This window comes from Streptomyces sp. NPDC001914, assembly GCF_042891215.1.
In the GTDB taxonomy this organism is placed as follows: Bacteria; Actinomycetota; Actinomycetes; order Streptomycetales; family Streptomycetaceae; genus Streptomyces.
Genome location: NZ_JBIASW010000004.1, coordinates 106,481 through 124,225 on the forward strand (window position 1 = coordinate 106,481; position 17,745 = coordinate 124,225).

Annotated in this window: 15 protein-coding genes; 11 read left to right on the forward strand and 4 right to left on the reverse strand. The window is 72.2% G+C overall.

The features are described from left to right. Positions 1-262: 262 nt before the first annotated feature. The 5 genes from ACFYYF_RS13070 to ACFYYF_RS13090 all read left to right on the forward strand — a co-directional run bounded on the left by ACFYYF_RS13070 (position 263) and on the right by ACFYYF_RS13090 (position 8,427). Positions 263-1,762 (forward strand): MFS transporter, encoded by a 1,500-nt coding sequence (locus ACFYYF_RS13070; protein WP_388774650.1) that lies wholly within the window; start codon positions 263-265, stop codon positions 1,760-1,762. Between the two features lie 213 nt (positions 1,763-1,975). Then, entirely contained in the window at positions 1,976-2,287 is a 312-nt protein-coding gene (locus ACFYYF_RS13075; RefSeq protein WP_388774653.1) for a hypothetical protein, read from the forward strand. Positions 2,288-2,415: 128 nt separating this feature from the next. After that, the gene (locus ACFYYF_RS13080; protein ID WP_388774655.1) at positions 2,416-3,402 is read left to right on the forward strand and encodes a hypothetical protein; all 987 of its coding nucleotides are present in this window, start codon (positions 2,416-2,418) and stop codon (positions 3,400-3,402) included. Between the two features lie 250 nt (positions 3,403-3,652). Further along, positions 3,653-5,500 (forward strand): HSP90 family protein, encoded by a 1,848-nt coding sequence (locus ACFYYF_RS13085; RefSeq protein ID WP_388774658.1) that lies wholly within the window; start codon positions 3,653-3,655, stop codon positions 5,498-5,500. A 2-nt stretch (positions 5,501-5,502) separates the two neighbouring features. Beyond that, positions 5,503-8,427 carry a hypothetical protein gene (locus tag ACFYYF_RS13090; protein ID WP_388774661.1) on the forward strand — a complete coding sequence of 975 codons (2,925 nt, stop codon included), beginning with the start codon at positions 5,503-5,505 and terminating at the stop codon, positions 8,425-8,427. Between the two features lie 135 nt (positions 8,428-8,562). Here ACFYYF_RS13090 and ACFYYF_RS13095 read toward each other — a convergent pair whose 3' ends face one another. After that, on the reverse strand, positions 8,563-8,922 hold the full coding sequence (locus ACFYYF_RS13095) for a hypothetical protein (protein WP_388774663.1): 360 nt from the start codon (positions 8,920-8,922) through the stop codon (positions 8,563-8,565). 132 nt (positions 8,923-9,054) lie between these two features. Beyond that, on the reverse strand, positions 9,055-9,726 hold the full coding sequence (locus tag ACFYYF_RS13100; protein ID WP_388774667.1) for a hypothetical protein: 672 nt from the start codon (positions 9,724-9,726) through the stop codon (positions 9,055-9,057). Between the two features lie 326 nt (positions 9,727-10,052). On the opposite strand from ACFYYF_RS13100, the gene ACFYYF_RS13105 reads away from it, so the two are divergent. Both ACFYYF_RS13105 and ACFYYF_RS13110 read left to right on the forward strand, forming a co-directional pair. Further along, a complete protein-coding gene (locus ACFYYF_RS13105) occupies positions 10,053-10,601 on the forward strand; it encodes an FABP family protein (RefSeq protein ID WP_388774669.1) in 549 nt (182 codons plus the stop codon). A gap of 178 nt (positions 10,602-10,779) precedes the next feature. After that, on the forward strand, positions 10,780-11,676 hold the full coding sequence (locus tag ACFYYF_RS13110; protein ID WP_388774671.1) for an NAD-dependent protein deacetylase: 897 nt from the start codon (positions 10,780-10,782) through the stop codon (positions 11,674-11,676). A 72-nt stretch (positions 11,677-11,748) separates the two neighbouring features. Here ACFYYF_RS13110 and ACFYYF_RS13115 read toward each other — a convergent pair whose 3' ends face one another. Then, positions 11,749-11,970: a hypothetical protein gene (locus tag ACFYYF_RS13115; protein WP_388774672.1), complete on the reverse strand. Its 222-nt coding sequence runs from the start codon at positions 11,968-11,970 to the stop codon at positions 11,749-11,751. Positions 11,971-12,160: 190 nt separating this feature from the next. On the opposite strand from ACFYYF_RS13115, the gene ACFYYF_RS13120 reads away from it, so the two are divergent. Then, positions 12,161-12,415, forward strand: a complete 255-nt coding sequence (locus tag ACFYYF_RS13120) for a lipopolysaccharide assembly protein LapA domain-containing protein (protein ID WP_361688988.1) — start codon at positions 12,161-12,163, stop codon at positions 12,413-12,415. A 90-nt stretch (positions 12,416-12,505) separates the two neighbouring features. On the opposite strand, the gene ACFYYF_RS13125 is transcribed toward ACFYYF_RS13120, so the two are convergent. Then, positions 12,506-13,054, reverse strand: coding sequence for a DUF1062 domain-containing protein (locus ACFYYF_RS13125; protein WP_388774674.1), 549 nt, complete (start codon positions 13,052-13,054; stop codon positions 12,506-12,508). A 384-nt stretch (positions 13,055-13,438) separates the two neighbouring features. Between ACFYYF_RS13125 and ACFYYF_RS13130 the strand changes: the two genes are divergently transcribed. The 3 genes from ACFYYF_RS13130 (at position 13,439) to ACFYYF_RS13140 (ending at position 17,642) form a co-directional block, all read left to right on the forward strand. Next, positions 13,439-15,508: an ATP-binding cassette domain-containing protein gene (locus tag ACFYYF_RS13130; RefSeq protein WP_388774676.1), complete on the forward strand. Its 2,070-nt coding sequence runs from the start codon at positions 13,439-13,441 to the stop codon at positions 15,506-15,508. 106 nt (positions 15,509-15,614) lie between these two features. Next, on the forward strand, positions 15,615-16,280 hold the full coding sequence (locus ACFYYF_RS13135) for a DUF1707 domain-containing protein (protein ID WP_388774679.1): 666 nt from the start codon (positions 15,615-15,617) through the stop codon (positions 16,278-16,280). Between the two features lie 99 nt (positions 16,281-16,379). After that, positions 16,380-17,642, forward strand: coding sequence for an MFS transporter (locus ACFYYF_RS13140; protein WP_388774682.1), 1,263 nt, complete (start codon positions 16,380-16,382; stop codon positions 17,640-17,642). Positions 17,643-17,745: the final 103 nt, after the last annotated feature.

Consider the following 17,745-nt stretch of genomic DNA (forward strand, 5'->3'; position numbering starts at 1 on the left):
GCCGAGCCCGACGCCCCCGGCCCGCGGTGAGAGGCACCGGAAGCGCGGCGATGTTTCCGGTGCGACCGGCAGGGGTGGACAACCCGGGGCAGGCGGCGCCGGCGCAGGAAGGCGGTACGGCACTGGCACGAGGGGTGACTGTGCGGGCGCGGCGGTCCGTGCGGAGGCCGCCGACGGTCTCGTACGCGCCCTTTCGGCTACGACGCGCGCGCGGAACGGCCCGTTCCATGCGTTGGGCGGGGTGGCTGCTTAGCGTGACCCCATGACCACTGTCCAAGCCCCGCCCGCCCCCGACCACCGGCGGTGGAAGGCGCTCGCCGTCTGTCTGACGGCGGGCTTCATCTCGCTGCTCGACACCTCGATCGTGAACGTGGCGCTGCCCTCGATGGAGCACGGGCTGGCCGCCTCGGAGGCCGCCCAGTCCTGGGTGGTCTCCGGGTACGCCCTGACCTTCGGGCTGGTGCTCGTCCCGGCGGGCCGGCTGGGCGACATGAAGGGACGGCGCCAGGCCTTCCTGGTGGGGCTCGCCCTGTTCACGCTGTCCTCGTGGGCGTGCGGCCTCGCTCCCAGTGCCTCCTGGCTGGTGCTGTTCCGGCTCATCCAGGGTGCGGCGGCGGGCATGGTCGCACCGCAGACCTCGGGGCTGATCCAGCAGATGTTCCAGGGCGCCGAGCGGGCCAAGGCGTTCGGGATGCTGGGCAGTGTCATCGGGGTCTCGACGGCGGCCGGCCCGCTGGTCGGCGGTGTGCTCATCGACGCCGTGGGCACCGACGACGGCTGGCGCTGGGTGTTCTTCGTCAACCTGCCCATCGGTGTGGCCGCGTTCGCCGCGGGCCTGCGGCTGCTGCCCCGGTTCCCGGCCTCGACCGGAAGGCGGGAGGAGTTCGACCCGTTCGGTGTGCTGCTCCTCGGCACGGCCGTCCTCGCGCTGATGCTGCCGCTGGTCCAGGAGCAGCAGTGGACCGGGCGGCTGAAGTGGGCCCTGCTGCCGGTGGGCGCGCTGCTGCTGATGGCGTTCTGGGCGTGGGAGCGGCGCCAGAAGCTGCGGGGTCGGGCGCCGCTGGTCGACCTGGACCTCTTCTCCCTGCGCTCCTTCACGCTCGGCTCCCTGATCAGCCTGACCTACTTCGCGGGCTTCACCACCGTCTTCTTCGTCTACTCCCTCTTCCTGCAGAACACGGCCGGATACAGCGCGCTGGCGGCCGGCGTCTCCGTGCTGCCCTTCGCGGCCGCGTCCGCCGTCGGTGCCGCCGTCGGGGGCCGGCTGGTGATGCGCCACGGGCGCAAGCTGGTCGTCTTCGGCCTGCTCCTGGTCGTGGTGGGTCTGCTCGGAGTGGTCGTGGCGGTGCAGTTGGTGCCCCTGGAGAGCGTCGGGTGGGCCACGGCCCTGCCCATGGTCGTCGGAGGCATCGGCTCGGGCCTCACTGTCTCCCCCAACACGACGCTCACCCTCACCCGCGTGCCCGTGCAGCGGGCCGGCGCGGCCGGCGGGGTGCTGCAGACGGGGCAGCGCATCGGCTCGGCGGCCGGGATCGCCATCGTCGGCGCCGTGTACTTCGCCCATCAGGCCAGCCACGGACGCTCCGTGACGGCCATTCAGCTCGGACTGCTCACCGCCGTCGGGATGAGCGTGATCGCGCTGCTGCTGGCCATCGCCGACCAGCGCGTCCGCCAGGCACACCCCGAGCCGGACCGGGCCGCGCCGCCCGTCCGACGGGGTTCCGAGGACGGCGACGCGGAGGAGATGTCCCGGCGCGGCTGACCCGTCGCCCCGGCCGAGCGAGGCATCTGAGAATACGAGGACTGCCCCCGACCCCGCGGAGTCGGGGGCAGTGGCAGAATGTCGGCATGGTTCTGATCCGAAAGGGCGATGCCGCGTAGGCGCCCCAAGGCCCTCCGCGACGAGCGGTGGCGGCCTCCCGAACACGTACCCGTCCTCAGGATCCCGGGCGTATCTGCTCGAACCCGGTCCGCTGTGCGACGCGTTGAGGCCCGTCACCTGTACCCGGACGCGGTCGCTGTCGCTCTCGACCGGTTCGCGTGGGCGTTCAAGCAGCCGGGGCGGTATCTGACCGGCCCCGGAGAGAGTCCCGGCATCGAGATCGAGGACGGCCGGGACGACCTGGAAGTGGCTCTGCGGCATCTGCCCGCGGGAGCACGGGCGGATCTGGGCCGTCTGGTGGAGCGGATCGACGCGGAGTTCGAACGACGCACCGTTCCGGATCCGGGCCGGGCCTGCGAGTGGACGGCCGGGCGCTGGTGGTGGTGGCGCATTCGGGAACGGTGACGCCGACGACCAGGGTCGGATCCGGACCCGGGCGTCCATCCGGGTCCGTGAAAACTCTGTGGCAGCGGTGTCGGTGGGTCCGTTTATGCTGCACCGGACGATCATGAAGGACCAGGGGAGGGTGCGGCATGTGGGGCAAGCTGTTCGGCAGGGACGCGGAGACGGCGGCGGCGGATCCGCACGCGCTCCCGGTGCCCCGCAGGGGCAAGTACGGGGTGCACACGCTGCGCGCGCTCGGGGACGTACGGGTGCTCGCACTGGTGGAGGCGGCCGACGCGGGTGACTGGGAGGCGGTCAAGGCCGCGCTGGCCCCGTTCGATCCGGGCCGCGACCACAAGGTGCTGGCCGAGCTGGCCGAACTGGACGGTGTGCAGGACTGGATCGGCCGTGCCGTCGAGGAGGACAAGGAGCACCGGGCGACGGCGCTGGTGATATCCGGGACGCGCCACATCAGCTGGGGCTGGGAGGCGCGCACCAGCGCGCTCGCCGTGAACGTCTCGCAGGAGCAGTGGCGGGTCTTCCGCGAGCGGCTGCTGATCGGCGAGGAGCATCTGCTGGAGGCCGCCGAGCTGCGGCCGGAGTGGATCACCCCGTGGCGCCGCCTCCTCACCTCCGCGCGGGGCATGTCGCTGGCCGCCGGCGTGAAGGAGGCCCGTCTCGACGCCGCTCTGCGCCGAGACCCGCTGGATCTGGAGACCCATGTCGAGTGGGTGTCGCAGTTGCAGCCCCGTTGGGGCGGCGAACCCGGCGAGGCCCTGGCGTTCGCCCGGGAAGCGCTCGGCCGCACCCCGCAGGGGCACCGGCTCGGCTGTGTGATCGCCATGGCGCACATCGAGGACTGGGTCGAGTCGGAGCGCGGGGACTGCCTCGAAACCCCTGCGATCCAGGCCGAGTTGCGGAACGCCGCCGACCACAGCATCCTCCACCCCGCCTATGCGTGGCACCCGGGCTGGCAGCAGGACTTCAACATGTTCGCCATGGCCCTGTCGCTGGCCGGTGAGCGTCACACGGTCCGCCGTGTCTTCCGGACACTCGACGGCGCGTACACGAGCTGGCCCTGGACGTACTTCTCGGAGCCCGAGAAGCAGTTCGCCCGCCATCACCGCCGCGCCTGAGAACACACCGGTCCGACCACCACAAGCGCCCGCCTGAGCGCACACCGGTCCGACCACCACCACCGCGCCTGAGCACACACCGCTCCGGCCACCACCACCCGCCTGAGCAGACACGGCTCCGGCCACCACCGGCTCGTCCGAGCGCGCGAGCCGGTCCCGCCACCACCACCGGCGCGGGCGGGCGCACGCCGATTCCGCCGCCCCGTCGTCCCCTCTTCCTCCCCCTCCTACTCCCCCTCCGGACTGCCCGATGACACTGCCCGACACCGCCGCGACCCCGGCCGGCGACGACCGCACCTTCCAAGTGGATCTGCGCGGCCTCGTCGACCTCCTCTCCCACCACCTCTACTCCAGCCCTCGCGTCTATCTGCGTGAACTCCTGCAGAACGCGGTGGACGCACTGACCGCCCGGCACGCCCTCGAACCGGGCGCCCCGGCCGACGCCTTCGGGATCCGTCTGCACGCCGACGGCTCGGTGGTACGCGTCGAGGACGACGGTGTCGGTCTGACCGAGGCCGACGTCCACACCTTCCTCGCCACGATCGGCCGGAGCAGCAAGCGCGCCGAGAAGATCGCCGAGCAACGCGGTGATTTCATCGGCCAGTTCGGTATCGGTCTGCTGTCCTGCTTCCTGGTCGCGGACGAGATCCACGTACTGAGCCGGTCGGCCCGCACCCCAGACGCTCCGGCCGTCGAGTGGCGGGGCCGCGGCGACGGCAGCTACACCGTCCGTGCCCTGCCCGCTTCGGCCCGCCCCCGGCCCGGCACCACCGTCACCCTGACGCCGCGCTCCGACGCCGGCGAGTGGACCCGGCCCGTTCAGGTCCAGGCGCTTGCCCGGCACTTCGGCTCGCTGCTGCGCCATCCGGTGAGCTTCACCGACGGGACGGGCGGCACCCCCGCGCCGGTCAACCCCGAGCCCGCGCCCTGGGCGGTCACCTACCCCACGCCGGGAACCCGTTCGCGCGCGCTGGCCGCGTACGCCGAGGACGCCCTCGGGTTCAAGCCGCTGGACACGATCGAGCTGGACCTGCCGGCCGTGGGTCTGAAGGGCATCGCCTGCGTCCTGCCCGAGACGGTGCCGGCCGGGCGCCGCCACGGCCACCGCGTGCACGTCAAGGGCATGCTGCTGTCCGAACAGGCCGAGGAGATCCTGCCCGAGTGGGCGTTCTTCGTCCGCTGTGTCGTCGACGCCGAGAGCCTTCGCCCGACGGCGTCCCGCGAATCCCTGTACGAGGACGACACCCTCGCCGCCGTCCGCGACGCGCTCGCCGAACGGCTGCGGGAGTGGATCGCCCGGGCCGCCGCCAGCGACCCGGACCTGCTCGCCCGCTTCCTCCAGGTGCACCACCTGGCCGTCAAGTCGCTCGCGGTGCACGACGACGAGATCCTGCGGATGCTGCTGCCCTGGCTGCCGTTCGAGACCACCGACGGACACGCCACCCTCGACGAGTTCGCGCGCACCCACCGTACGGTGCTCGTGACGTCCAGCGTGGAAGAGTTCCGGCAGGTCGCCGCGATCGCCTCGGCGGCCGGGCTCGGCGTCGTCAACGGCGGCTACACGTACGACCGCGAACTCGTGCACCGGCTGCCGGAGATCAGGCCCGAGGCGAGCGTCGCCGACCTCGACCCGGCCACCCTGACCGCCCACCTCGACCCCGTCGACCGGGAGACGGAACTCGCCGCCGCGGCCTACCTCGCCCAGGCCCGCGACGCCCTCGCCGTCTTCGACTGCGATGTCGCCCTGCGCGCCTTCCAGCCCGCCTCCGCCCCCGCCCTCCTCGTCGACAGCCGCGAGGCCCGGCACGAGCGCACCCGCTCCCAGCTCGCCCGTGAGCAGGAGGGCGGTGTGTGGGGCGACATCCTCGGCGCCCTGCGCCAGGAGGCTCCGCGGGCCCAGCTCATCCTCAACCAGCTCAACCCGCTGGTCCGTACCGCCGTCACCATCACCGAGCCCGAACTGGCCCGCACCAGCGCCGAAGCACTCTACGGCCAGGCCGCGATGCTGTCCCGGCGTCCCCTGCGGCCCGCCGAGTCGAGCCTCATCAACCGTTCCTTCCTCGACCTCCTCGCCCACGCCCTCCGCAAGGACAGCTGACGATGCCGACCGCACCCCAGACCACCGACGAGCTGCTCCAGGCGCTCCAGGAGAACGACCGCCGCCCCTACGGCCGCACGCGCACCGTCACGGCCGAGGAACTGGTGGAGGCGGCCGAGCAGTTCGCCGAGCCCGGACCCCTCATTCACGCTCTCCTCGAACTCCAGGAGGCGTACACCTACGGCTCCGAACCCCGGAAGTCGCCCGTCGTCTTCGCCCGCCTGCTCACCCTGTTCGACGAACAGCCCGACGTCTTCGACGGGCGGCTGCGCCACACGCTGTTCTGGCGGTTCAAGTGGGTGGCCAACGCGCTGCTCGCACTGCCCGAGATACCGCTGGCCAGCCTGCGCCAGTGGCAGAAGGAGATGCGCGACCGCTACGAGAAGGCCGGCCTCGGCCTCCAGCCCTGCTACGGGCAGGCGTACCAACTCGCCGCGCACATCGGCGAGGACACCGCGCTCGCCTTCGACCTGTGGGCGGGACGCCCCCGCACCCAGCTCAGCGACTGCGAGGCCTGCGAGATCTGCGAACGCGCCCTGTACCACCTCGCGGCGGGCGACGACGAGCGGGCTCTGCGCGTCTGGGAGCCCGTCCTGGCCGGGAAGGACTCCTGTCAGGAGGAGCCGGCCCGCTCCATCTCGCACGCGCTGCTGCCGCTGCTGCGCACCGGCGGTGCCGAGCGGGCGGTCGAGCTGCACCTCGCCGGCTACCGCGCCTGCCGCCGCAACCCCTCCATGGCCGGGGAGGTCGGCCGTCACCTGGAGTTCTGCGCGCTGACCGGCAACGAGGCCCGCGGTCTGGAACTGCTCGCCGAGAACCGGGGGCTGTTCGACGAGGTGGAGTCGCCGCGCGAGATGCTCGACTTCCTCACCGGTGCGGAGGTTCTTCTCCGGCGGGTCGAGCAGCTCGGACACGGTGAGCTGCCCGCCGCCGGATACGCGGGCCGCGCCTGGACGGTGGCCGGCCTGCGCGCCGAAGTGGGTGTCCGCGCCGACGACCTGGCCGCGCGTTTCGACGCCCGCAACGGAACCGCCGCCCACACCGGCCGTCGCACGGCCCGCCTCGAACGCGCCCCGCTCCTGGACGCGTTGGAGCTGACCCTGCGCCCCCGCAGCCTGGACGACCTGGCCACGGCCGCCCCGGTCACGGCGCCCGCGGCCCGTACGACCGCGGCCGCACCCGAGTCGGTCGGTGAACTGATCCTTCGAGCCCGGGAGTTGGACGACCGGGGACACCCGGACGCGCCGGCCCTGTGGGCACGGCTGCGCACGCTCACGGCGGCCCGCGACTACGCCCACCCCGACGACCCGGCGGTGGGTTCCCTCCTGCTGCTGCGCGCGGACCTGCTGGACGAGGAGGCGAGCCGGGCAGGCGACAAGGACGACTTCGCCGTCGCCGAGGCCCTGTACGAGGAGGCCGCGGGCCTGTACGAGGACGCCGGAGCGCCGGGCCGGGCGGCACTCGCCCACGCCTGCGCGCTGCTCGCCGCGGCCGGGGGCGTCGACGACGGCGCCGAGGCCAAGGCCGCCGCGCTGACCGCCGCCCACGCGTCCGTCGTCGCGCTGCACGAGGGTGCTTCCGGCCTCGCACCGGTGCACGAGGCCCGCTTGCTGCGGCTGCGGGCGACCCCGCTCGGCCTGCGCCTGCAGACGACGGGGAGCGAGGAGGACGTCGCCCCGGTCTTCGCCGAGGTGGACCTGCTCCTGGCGTTCGCGACGCGGCACGACATCGTCGGGCAGATCTCCGGCGGGCTGCTACTGAAGGCCGGGACGCACGCCCTCTCCGGCGACCTGCCCACCGCGGTCGCCGTGGTCGACGACCTCCTCGGCCGGCTGAAGGCCGACGGTCCCGCCTGGCACCTGCCGCGCGCCCTCGGGCTGCGGGGCCGGCTCCAGCTCGGCCTGCGCGACCCGGAAGCCGCCTACGCGAACCTGGCGGAGGGGCTGCGGCTGGCCGCCGACTGGCCGGCCGCGGCGGTCGACACCAGCCGCCTGCACGGTGACCTGGCCGAGGTCTGCATGCACCTGGGCCGGGCCGACGAGGCGCTGCGTCATCTGACGCGGTCGGCGGAGCTGGACCTCCGTCACGGCAGCCGTACGGACGCCTTCTGCGCGTACAGCAACGCGGCGCAGCTCAGCCTCGACATGGGCCGCATCGAGGACTGCATCGCCCTGCTCGACTCCCTGATGGCCGAACCGGACGTCTCGGCGGGCGAGTTGGACGACCGGCTCCTTGCCCAGCTGCGGCTGACCCGGGGACGGGCCCTGCACGCGGGTGAGGACCTGAAGGCCGCCACCGCCGAATTCGTCGCCCTCGCCGCCGAGTCGGCCGGCTGGGACGACGACCCGGGAAGCCACGCCATGATCGCCGCCGAGGCGGCCGTACTCCTCGCCGAGTCCGGCGAGTTCGGCCGGGCCCGTGAGGCGGTGACCCAGGCGCTCGCCGCTCACGCCCTGGCACCCCGCTACGAACAGCTGAGCAACTGCCTGCGCGAACTCGCCCGCCAGCAGGCCCAGCAGCAGGGCGAGGAGGGCCTGGCCGATGCCCTCGCCTTCCTCACCGACGCCGGGCGGGTCGCCGACGAGGCCCGCGCGGCGGAGTTCGAGGCCCGGGGACGCTCCCTGGACTCGGCCCTGGCCTACGAACACGGGCGGGTCAACGCCTACGCCGGTGCGTACGAGGATGCCCTGGCCGCGCTGGAGAAGGCCCTCGCTCTCCTCGGCGAGCCGGGACCGGACGACGACCGGACCGGCGAGTGGGCCGAATGCGTCCGCTTCACGGGTGCCGTGGAGGGCCTTTACCTGGAGCGCGTCGCCCCCGCCCTCACCCGCCTCGACAAAGCGGTGTCCCTGCTGACCGCCCTGGGCCACCCCGAGGAAGCAGAACCGCTGACGGCGCTGGCCGCCCGACTGCGCGACGAGGAGTGACACCCGGCTGCGGTGCCGGGCATCCGCGCCCGGCACCGCATCCGCATCACCGAGCGTGGCACTCGGCGAAACATCCCCGGCACTCCGGGACAGCGCCGCCTTCGCCTGTTGCTCCCCGGCGGGCGGACAGGTGAACTACGGCTCACCGAGGCTGCCTTCGAGCATCCTGTCCTTGTCGAACTCGCCGTCGTCGTCGAGCCAGCCGAGGTTGCCCATGGCCGCGTTGAGCACGAGGACGTCGTAGTCGTCGCCCTTCACATCGGTGCAGGCGGCTGGCTTGCCCCGTCCGTCGGCCTTGTACTGGGCGACCAGGGCTCGCTGACATTCCTTGACGATGTCGTCGTAGGACGGCCGGCCGACCCAGTAGACGGTGCCGCCGACGGCGAGCGCGGCTGCGACGGCGGCGGCCACGATCAGGTTGCGACGCCTCCCCGGCGACGGCTTCGGTACGACGGTGGGCGGGGTGTCGGGCATCGGCGGCAGATCGTTCGTCATGAGTTCCCCAAGGTTGCGCGAAGCACGGAGGCTAGCGGCAGCGGGACGGCCCGGGTCGCCGATCAACCCGATTGCACCGGAACGGGGAGGTCGCAGATCCGGACTTCCGCGAGACTGCCTCGTTGACGACCGTCACGATCCGCTCGCGGCTCGCGGCCGTTCACCGCGGTACATCAGCCCCGCCGAGCACACCACCACAGGGACGACGAGGGCGGGCACGGACCACCACGGGAAGCCGATCCACGTCGCCGGCAGACCCACCCCGAAACAGACCGCGGTGATGGTGATGAGCAGCCGCATGCCGTACGGCTTCCAGGTGAAGGGTTCGTAGGCGCGAGGCCTCACGAGACGCACCGCGCCGAACACGCACGCCTGAGCCGCGACGAGCGCGGCGAGCACGCCGAGGGCGGCGTTCATCTGGAGCTCGTCACGGGGAGCCTCCGAGGTGTTCTGCCGCACCCCGTCCTTGCTGAGCACCACGATGTCGCGACGCCAGGCGGTCGCCGTGACCCGGTCGCCGGGCGCGAGGCGCTCCAGGAGCGGCCCCGGGTCGCCGAACGACACGGTTCCCCGCCAGGAGTCCGCGTCCTTCAAGGTCGCCTTGTACGAAGAGCTCCTCCCCGAGGTCTTGTTCACCGTCTTCTCCACGACGAGGTGCCACGTACTCAGGCAGTCCGTCTGCCCCTGGTCGCTCGCGCGCGAGGAGCACGCCTCGGCCGCTCGGTAGTCGTCGTAGCGATCCCTGTCGGAGGGCAGCCACCAGGAGAACACCAAGTAGCAGGCTGCCGCCGGTATCAGGGACACCAGGATCAGCAGAAGGCCCGTCAACCGGGCCCGACCCGGCAAGCCCGGGTCGGCACCGTCCTTGTCCGGTGTTCTCCCCGTGGTGTGCGCCCTCGCCCGTACCGTTGTCATCGCCTACCCCCTCCGCCCCAGACTCCATCAGCCGATGACTGGAATACACCCAGGTCGCACGGCAGTCTGCGGTGGGGTCCCGCTTCCGTATCCCGGCAACTCGGCACCCCGGGACACGGCGACAAGCCGCTCCGGCAGGAGAGCCGGCGATCTACGGCTGGACTACCACTAGGCTGCCGGGCGGTACCGGTGCCTCAAACCCAGGAGTGGATGCCATGAACGCCCCCGTCGGGAAGCACCCGTACCCCGATGCACTCGGACCGGACGAGACGCCCGCGCCGCACGCGCTGCTCACGCCGGTGATCGGTCTGCTCGGCACCTGGGCCGGACAGGGGCGGGGAACCTACCCGACGCTCGACGAGGAGTTCGTCTACGCGCAGGAGGTCACCTTCAGTCACGACGGTCGGCCCTTCCTCCAGTACGAGGCGCGCGCCTGGCTGCTGGACGCGGACGGGGCTCCGCTGCGCCCGTCGGCCCGGGAGAGCGGCTGGTGGCGGATGCAGGCCGACGGACGCGTGGAGGCGTTGATCACCCAGCCCACCGGCATCGCGGAGATCCTGGCCGGCGGGGCGGTCGAGGGCGCGGTGGACCTGGCCACGGAGCAGGTGGCACTCGCCCCGACCGCCAAGGAGGTCGTCGCCACCCGCCGCCGCTACACCTTGGCGGACGCCGACACGCTGGACTTCCTCCACGACCTGGCGGCGGTCGGTCAGCCGCTGCAGCACCATCTTTCGGCGCGGCTCCGGCGGACCGGCGAGAGCTGAGACGCTGGGCCGGAGCCGCTTCACCGGGTGGGGTGGGCCGGTGACCGGCGCGGCGCCCGCTCGACCGTGCGTGGCCGCATCGCCCACCAGCCCGTACGTCGCCGTGGTGGCCGACCTTGTGCCGTGGCGGCTCCTGCCCTCCCCGTACGCAATGTCCTCGTATCCGTACCCTGGATGCATGCGCATGCGTCCCACCCTGAGCTGGATCCCCTCCGGGGATCTCCCGCCCGGCACCACGGACCTGGAGCCGGTGGCCGCCGCGCTGCGCACCGGCGGGGTGCTGGTGCTCAGCGGGGCCGGCATCTCGACGGAGTCGGGCATCCCCGACTACCGGGGCGAGGGCGGGAGCCTGCGCCGGCACACCCCGATGACCTACCAGGACTTCACCGCCACCGCTCAGGCCCGGCGGCGGTACTGGGCGCGCAGCCACCTCGGCTGGCGCACCTTCGGCCGCGCCCGCCCCAACGACGGACACCGGGCCGTGGCCGCGTTCGGACGGCACGGGCTGCTCTCCGGAGTGATCACACAGAACGTCGACGGGCTGCACCAGGCCGTCGGCAGTCAGGGCGTCGTGGAACTCCACGGCGGCCTGGACCGGGTCGTCTGTCTCTCCTGCGGCGACCGCACCCCGCGCCGCGAGCTCGCCCGGCTGCTGGAGGAGGCCAATCCCGGCTTCGCGCCGGTGGCCGCCGCCGTCAACCCGGACGGTGACGCCGACCTCACCGATGAGCAGGTCGGGGACTTCCACGTCGTCCCGTGCACGGTCTGCGGCGGCGTCCTCAAGCCGGACGTGGTCTTCTTCGGCGAGTCCGTTCCGCCGTCGCGGGTCGAGGAGTGCCGTCGGCTGGTCCGTGAGGCGACCTCACTGCTGGTCCTGGGGTCCTCGCTGACGGTCATGTCCGGACTGCGCTTCGTTCGTCAGGCGGCCGACGCCGGGAAGCCGGTGCTGATCGTCAATCGGGACGCGACCCGCGGCGACCGGCACGCCCTCACCCGCGTCGCACTCCCCCTGGGCACGGCCCTCACCACCGTGGCCGACCGGCTCGGCATCCCCGTGGACGAGGTCGCGGCCTGAGCCGGACAGCGGGCGTGGCTCAGTGATCGCCCCGCGAGCGAGAGAGCGGCCGGGCGGCGGGATCAGGGCGTTTCACCGGCGCGCGGTCGCGGCACGGGCCCGCCTGCGCAGCTCCAGCCGGGCCGCCGGCATCCGTCCCGGCCCCGTCCAGAACGGATGCCACCACAGACGGGCCGACAGCACCAGCAGACGACGGCGCAGCGCCGTGTTCCCGGCCGGGCGGGACACGGCGAGGGCGTCGTAGGTGCGGCACCAGGCCACTTCCAGTCGGACCAGGTCGTGAGGAAAGGACATGTGTGACACGGACTCCATGCATCCATTAGTTCACATGTTCGATTTACGACTCAAGTCGGCTCTCCGCCGCCCCACGGCGGGCGGGTTGCGGAGTGGGCGCACGGGAGCGGTCCGCCCCCGGGAGGGGCGGCAGCGGCCCGGCACCACCGACCGAGTCGCCCACGCGGATGAACAGCCGGATACTGGCTTCATGGCCCAGAAGACCGCGAAGGCACACGGGCCGTCCACCGTGACGGTCAAGGGGCGGGACTACCGGATACGCAGTATCGGTTTCTTCCTGCTGGCAGCCCTGACGATCTGGTTCATCGCAGCCAATACGAGTTCTGTGACCATCAGGCTCTGGATTCCCGAGGTCACCCTCCCGCTGTGGATCGTCCTGACCGTCACCCTCCTCGTCGGCATCCTCCTGGGGCTGCTGATCGCCTACCGCCGGGCGCGCCGGTAGCGCGCCCCGGACTCCACGGTCGGGTCCACCCGCGCGAGGGGCCTGCCCGGCGGATCATGCCGGACAGGCCCACGAGCACCCGAGGAGAATTCAGCGCTTGAGGGTGAAGGTGAAGTCGCCCGAGACCTTGCCGTTCAGCCGGACCGCCGAGACGACCTTCCCCTCCTCCAGAAGCCGCTCCACCTCGGCCCGCGACAGACCGCAGCCTTCGGCGATCAGCCGCACCGGCCGGACCGGGATCCGCGCCGCGAAGCGGACCGACACGTCGATCACCTCACAGTCCAGGTGATCCGAACCGCCGGTGTCCAGACGCCAGGCGCCGTCCCAGTCGAGGGCTATGCGATTACGGCGCCGCACGACCGGGTCCCGCAGCAACTCCCGCGCCAGTACGGGGTCGTTGTCGTGCATCCGGTCCAGCAGCTCCGGCCGGACCGAGCGCACGTGCGCCCGCTCCAGGATCGTGAGTTTCGCCGTGTCCCCGCAGCCGGCGCAGAGCACGAGGAGCCAGGCGTCGAGGAGTTTGTGGTTCGCGTTGACACGGAATTTACCGTTGGCCCGGAAGCGCTCGGAGGCGCATGCGTGGCATCGGCGGAGAACGGTCGGCAGGCAAGTGGGCATGACGACCCAGCTATTGAGCACAGAGGTACACCGGTTCCAGTGAGAAGTCCGCAGCAAAAGGCAGCACGTCGACGCACAGGCGCGACGCGCGACAGATCAGCGCTCGGGAGGTCTCACACGGTGTACAACGGCACGTCCTTGCCTAGACGAATGGGTCCGGCAGCACGTTAGTCGCGCACCGCGCCGTCGTTCCACCGCTTTTTCGGCCGGGCGATCGTCGGCCACCACGGCTCCCGGCGGCCGATAACCGGCGTATGCGACATAGTCGCGCGCGAGTTGGGCAACCTCCTCGAACGGTGTCGTCCGGCCGACGGCGGGCGTCCCACGCCGACGTGTCCTCCCGCTGACGCTCCTTCACGGCCCCGAGCCCAGGCACGGAACCGGCACGCGCAGGGAGGCGCAGGTGTGAAGAGGTTTTTCGGGAAGGTCCGGCTGGCGGAGCCGGAAGTGTCCGACGCGGAGCGCGAGTTGTTCGGCGGTCCGTTGCGCTACGACATGGGCTGGTCCCAACACGAGCACGCGACGCTCGACTTGACCATGCTGTCGGCCCTCCGGTCCATGCCGACCCTGGTCGGAGCGACCTTGCGCATGGCGTGGAACACGGATCGTCGGGCGCTCATCGCGGTCGGCGTGAGCGAGATCGGGCAGGGCGTCGCCGCCGCGGTCGGGCTGCTCGCCGTCAACATGGTCATGCACGCCCTGCTCGGGGCCGGCACGGCGGTGGAACGGCTGCACGCTCTGATGCCGGGCCTGCTGGCCGCCGCCGCGATCGCCGTCGTCAACTCCGTTCTGGCGGGCTGGTCCACGTCCCGGGCGGGCCGGTTGGAACCGCTGGTGGAGCGGATCGCCACCACCCAGTACCTGGCCGCCGCGGCCTCCGTGGAGCTGGAGGCCATCGACGACCCGGACTTCCGGCGGCTCATCGACATCGCCCAGTACGGCCCCGCGTCCGCCCGCCGCATGATCAGCGCCTGCGTGGCCGCGCTGAACAGCACCATCTCCCTCGTGGCCACGGCGGGGGTGCTCACGGTGCTGCACCCGGCGCTGCTGCCGATGCTCGCCCTGATCGCCGCACCGCGCGGCTGGGGCGCGATGCGTGTGGCCCAGGAACGGTACGTGTCGGTGATGAGCTGGATCGAGCATCTGCGGGCCAGCCGGCTGATCGGCAACCTCCTCACCGAACGCACCGCCGCCCAGGAGGTACGTATCCACGGCGTCGGCCCTTTCCTTCTCAGCCGCTACGAGCGCATGGCCCGCAGCGCCGAGGCCGAGCAGGAACGGCTGGCCTCCGGGAAGGCCGTCACCGAGTGGGTGGCCTCCGCGCTGTCGGGACTCGCGACGGCCGCCACGTACGGAACCATGATCTGGCTGATCATGAGCGGGTACATGAGTCTGGCGGTGGCCGGCACGGCGGTGATCGCGGTCCGGTCCGGGTCGGCGAGCCTGGGCGCCCTGGTGATGAACGTCAACACCCTGCACGAGGAATCCCTGTACGTCCGCGACCACGGGCGCTTCCTGGCCGAGGCGGCCGGATACGCCATCCCCGAGACGGGCGGCCCGGTTCCGGAGCAGGTCAAGCAGATCACGCTCGACGAGGTCTCGTACCGGTACCCCGACCGCGAGGCTCCGGCGCTAGACCGGGTCACGCTCACCCTCCCCATGGGCTCGGTCACGGCCGTCGTCGGTGAGAACGGCTCCGGCAAGAGCACGCTGATGAAGGTCCTCTCGGGGCTGCTGCTCCCCCAGGCGGGGACGGTTCGGTGGGGCGACCTGGACGTCACCGGGCTGGAGCGCTCCCAGGTCTTCGCCCGCGTGGCGCTGCTCACCCAGGACTTCCAGCGCTGGCCAGTCACGGCGGCGATGAACATCCGGATCGGCCGCCCCGAGGTCGAGGCGGCCGACGAAGCCCTGCGGCCGTCCGTCGACTACGCGGGAGCGGGCCCGGTCGTCGACAGACTCCCCGACGGGATGCGGAGCCTGCTGGCCCGCGTCTTCCGCGGGGCCATCGAACTGTCCGGCGGCGAATGGCAGAAGGTCGGCCTGGCCCGTACGCACTGGCGCAGCTCCACCTCGCGGGCGGACAGCATCCTCATCGTGGACGAACCGACGTCCGCCCTCGATCCGGAGGCCGAGATCGCGGCGTTCGACCGCATCCGCGGACTCGCCGCCCCGCACCGCGCCGTCGTCCTCGTCACCCACCGCATGTCCGGCGTCCGCCACTCCGACCGGATCTACGTCCTGCACCAGGGACGGCTGGCCGAGGAGGGCGACCACGACGAACTCATGGCCGCCGGTGGCCGCTACGCGGCGATGTTCACGGCCCAGGCAGCCCAGTACGCCCCCGCTCCCACCGTCCCGCGCCCCGGAGGCCCGGATCGTCGCTCACGGCGAGGCGAGGCCGCCGCCGCGCTCGACGACGGCGACGGCCGCCCGCTCCCGGCGCCCCCTCCGGCCGACGGCTCCTCCCTCACGTGATGGAGCCGGACCGGACCGGGCCCCAGTGTCGCGATATAGCGTTACCCTTCTCCTCGCGCCGCTGCCCGCGTCGCGCGGAGTCGTTCGACAGGATCAGGACGGAAGCATGTCGGGAGAGATCGCCCCCACCGGGAAACCCTCCGGCCCGGGCTCGTCGCCCGGGCTGCGGGCCTCGCACGCCGACCGGGACCGGGTGGTCGATGTGCTGCGTATCGCGGCCGGGGACGGTCTGCTCACCTCGGACGAGCTGGACGAACGCCTGGAAGCCGCCCTGTCGGCGCGGACGTTGGGCGAACTGGCCGCGCTCACGACCGACCTGCCGTCCGGCCGCGCGACCGGAGCGGAGCCCAAGGACACGGTCCGGATCGAGCAGGTCCACAGCGGCGCGGTCGAGCGCGTGGGGCGCTGGGTCGTGCCGCGGAGGCTGGAACTCGCCGTGACGTTCTGCAAGGTGACCCTCGACTTCACCGACGCCGTCATCACGCACGACACCCTGCGCGTCGACGTCGCCATGACGGGCAAGACCCTGACACTGGTCACCCGGCCGGGCATCGAGGTCGACACCGACGGTCTGCGGCTCGCGCACTGCAGGGTCGTTCACCGCCCGGCCGCGGCGCTTCCGGACACACCGGTCACCCTGCGGATCCAGCTGGTCGGCGAGAAGGTGCACGGCCGCGTGGTGGTGCGTCCCCCGCGCCGGACGTTCGGGCAATGGCTGCTGCGCAGGCCCGCGGCCCTTCCTCCCGCCCAGGGCCTGTCCGACAGGCCCTAATCCAGGTGACCTGCGAGGACGGCACTGCTTACCATCGGGCGCTGCAGTTCCTGTCCGCTGTCCCTGATCGGTCGTCTCGTGAAGTCTTTGGTTCCTGGCGTGCTGCGTGATGAGCCGCAGTTCGCCCGCCTGTTCATCGGGCAGTCCCTGTCGGTGCTGGGCGACCGTGTGTCGTTCATCGCCGTGCCGTTCGCCGTGCTCTCGGTGGGCGGGTCCGCCTCCGACGTGGGGCTGCTCGCGGCCGCGGCCCTCGTGCCGATGCTGCTGTTCTCCCTGGTGGGCGGGGTGTGGGCGGACCGTTTCCCGCGGCACCGCATCATGCTGGTGTCGGACCTGGTGCGGTTCGCCGTCCAGGGGCTCGCGGCCGTCCTGCTGTTGACGGGCGTCGCCGAGGTGCGGCACCTGGTGCTGCTGATGATCGTGTTCGGCACGGCCGACGCGTTCTTCATGCCGGCGTCCACCGGGCTGGTGCCCCTGCTCGTCGGCGCCGACCGGCTGCGGGAGGCGAACGCCCTGCGCGGGTTCGTCCAGTCGGCGGGGCTGGTGGCCGGCCCGGCCCTGGCCGGGGTGCTGGTGGCGACGGCCGGCCCCGGTGGCGCCCTGGCGGTGGACGCGCTGACCTTCGCGGCCAGTGCCGCGTTCCTGGCCCGGCTGACCCCTCGCGACATGGCACCCGGGACAGCACAGGCCACACCGGGCGGAAAGTTCCTCGAGGAGCTGCGCGCCGGCTGGACGCAGGTACGCAGTCGGACCTGGGTGTGGTCCGGCATGGCGGCGATATCCGTCTACCACGTCATCGTGCTGCCGTCGGTGTTCGTGCTCGGGCCCGTCCTGGCCGAGCGCGAGTGGGACGGCGCCGCCTCCTGGGCGATCGTCACCGCGGGCTTCGGCATCGGCTCCGTCGTCGGCGACATCTGCGCCTACCGGCTCAAGGTCGGGCATCCGATGGCACTCGCCGCCGCCGCGCTCGCGGTGGGCTCCTGCCAGGCGGTCATCATCGGCTCCGGCGCGCCCGTCGCCGTGATCGCCGTTCTCGAAGCCGTCACCGGCGTCGCCGTCTCCCTGTTCTTCGTCACCTGGGAGACCGCGCTGCAGACACACATTCCCGAGGCCGCGCTGTCCCGCGTGAGTTCGTACGACTATCTGCTGTCGACGGGACTCATGCCGCTGGGCCTCGCGCTCGCCGGGCCGGTGTCCGATTCCCTCGGCGTGCGACCCACGCTGTACGCGATGACGGTCGTCGCCGTCCCCGCGGCGCTCGCGCTCCTGTGCGTTCCCGCCGTACGGCGCCTCCCGGCGCGCGCCCCGGCCACCACCGGCGGCGAGAGCGCCCTCACCGATCCGGAGGCCGCGGTCGCGTGAAGCGGGGACTTCGGTAGCCGATGCCAAGGGGGCGCGTGATCGCGCCCCCTTGGCCCGTTCGGGGATGAAGACCGTTAGCCCATCCGCTTCCTGTGCCGAAACA

Excerpts from the sequence above, each read along its gene's own strand:
- ACFYYF_RS13070 (WP_388774650.1), top strand. The coding sequence starts at position 263 with ATGACCACTGTCCAAGCCCCGCCCGCCCCCGACCACCGGCGGTGGAAG.
- ACFYYF_RS13080 (WP_388774655.1), top strand. The coding sequence starts at position 2,416 with ATGTGGGGCAAGCTGTTCGGCAGGGACGCGGAGACGGCGGCGGCGGAT.
- ACFYYF_RS13085 (WP_388774658.1), top strand. The coding sequence starts at position 3,653 with ATGACACTGCCCGACACCGCCGCGACCCCGGCCGGCGACGACCGCACC.
- ACFYYF_RS13090 (WP_388774661.1), top strand. The coding sequence starts at position 5,503 with ATGCCGACCGCACCCCAGACCACCGACGAGCTGCTCCAGGCGCTCCAG.
- ACFYYF_RS13095 (WP_388774663.1), bottom strand. The coding sequence starts at position 8,922 with ATGACGAACGATCTGCCGCCGATGCCCGACACCCCGCCCACCGTCGTA.
- ACFYYF_RS13105 (WP_388774669.1), top strand. The coding sequence starts at position 10,053 with ATGAACGCCCCCGTCGGGAAGCACCCGTACCCCGATGCACTCGGACCG.
- ACFYYF_RS13110 (WP_388774671.1), top strand. The coding sequence starts at position 10,780 with ATGCGCATGCGTCCCACCCTGAGCTGGATCCCCTCCGGGGATCTCCCG.
- ACFYYF_RS13115 (WP_388774672.1), bottom strand. The coding sequence starts at position 11,970 with ATGTCCTTTCCTCACGACCTGGTCCGACTGGAAGTGGCCTGGTGCCGC.
- ACFYYF_RS13120 (WP_361688988.1), top strand. The coding sequence starts at position 12,161 with ATGGCCCAGAAGACCGCGAAGGCACACGGGCCGTCCACCGTGACGGTC.
- ACFYYF_RS13135 (WP_388774679.1), top strand. The coding sequence starts at position 15,615 with ATGTCGGGAGAGATCGCCCCCACCGGGAAACCCTCCGGCCCGGGCTCG.